At 70.1% G+C, this 1,357-nt stretch carries 1 protein-coding gene; it reads right to left on the bottom strand.

The window, feature by feature from the left end:
- Positions 1 to 362 precede the first annotated feature (362 nt).
- Positions 363 to 1,079 (bottom strand): flavodoxin family protein, encoded by a 717-nt coding sequence (locus tag KS423_RS45515; RefSeq protein ID WP_224285519.1) that lies wholly within the window; start codon positions 1,077 to 1,079, stop codon positions 363 to 365.
- Between the last annotated feature and the right edge of the window lie 278 nt (positions 1,080 to 1,357).

Raw genomic sequence — 1,357 nt, forward strand, 5'->3', positions numbered from 1 at the left:
GCGGGGGCCTGGGCGGCGGGCGCGGAGACGGCGCCGGGGACGGTGGGGGTGGTGGTCGCGGTGGCGGCGGTCGCGAACGCGGTGGGGGTGGCGAGCGCCATGGCCGAGAGCACGGCGAGGGCTGCGGCCGGGCGGCCGAGCCGCCGGGATATCAGGGGTGACACGTGTCCTCCGATTCGGCCCGCGCGTGAGGGGGATCGCACGGGAATTGAAGGAAACATGCCAGATTGGGCAGGAGTTGGGGAAGACTTTACGCCTGACGGCTTTTCGAGGAGACGTTACGTTTTGATGTCATGGGGTCCACGGCGCCCCGGGTGGAGCGCATGCGGCGGCCGGCGGGGGCGCTGCGCGCGGCCGGCAATTCAGCGGTGCTCTGGGTTCTCGAAGTCGAAGCGACAGCCTGCTTCCCACTCGGAGCGCTGGTTGCCGTAGGCCGGGATGCCGCCGGCGTCCTTGAGCATGCGGGCCAGGTGGAGCTGGTTCCAGGTCATGAAGGTGGTGTTGCGGTTGGTGAAGTCGTTCTCCGGACCGCCCGAGCCCTCGTCGAGGTAGGAGGGCCCGGGGCCGGCCTCGCCGACCCAGCCGGCGTCGGCCTGCGGCGGAATGACGTACCCGAGGTGCTGGAGGCTGTAGAGGACGTTCATCGCGCAGTGCTTGGCGCCGTCCTCGTTGCCGGTGATCAGGCAGCCGCCGACCCGGCCGTAATAGGCGTACTGACCCTCGGAGTTGAGGATCGACGAACAGGCGTACAGTCGCTCGACCACCTTCTTCATCACGGACGAGTTGTCTCCCAGCCACACAGGTCCGGCCAACGTGAGGATGTCAGCCGCCATCACCTGCGAGTAGATGACCGGCCACTCGTCGGTCTCCCAGCCGTGCTCGGTCATGTCCGGCCAGACGCCCGTCGCGATGTCGAGGTCCACCGCGCGCAGGACGTCGACAGCGACCCCCTGGCGCTCCAGGATGCCGGTACTGACGTCGATCAGACCCTGGGTGTTGCTGCGCTCCGGGGAGCGTTTCAGGGTGCAATTGATCACCAGGGCGCGCAGGTCGGCGTACGACGTCGGCGTGTCCGGCACGGATTCCTCCCTCAGGCTGTCCTGGAGGCCGACCGGCTCGTGGGCTCCCGGCACAGCTCACCAGGCCGGCTTCGCGACCGCGCGCGGAGCTGGGCCAGTTGCCTGACGGCACGCCGCCCGCCCTACCGGACGGGCCTGTCTGCTCGGCCTCGATCCCAGGACGACCGGGAGCGCCACGTCGCTCAGCAGTGGTGAGGGGATCGACCCTTGCGGGGTTCCGGCGCTGGTCTGGCCTCGCCGTCTGCCGACGGGCGCTCGGGGGGGCGCCCGTCGGCAGG

Origin of the sequence: Streptomyces sp. LS1784, assembly GCF_020103755.1 — a bacterium.
GTDB lineage: Bacteria > Actinomycetota > Actinomycetes > Streptomycetales > Streptomycetaceae > Kitasatospora.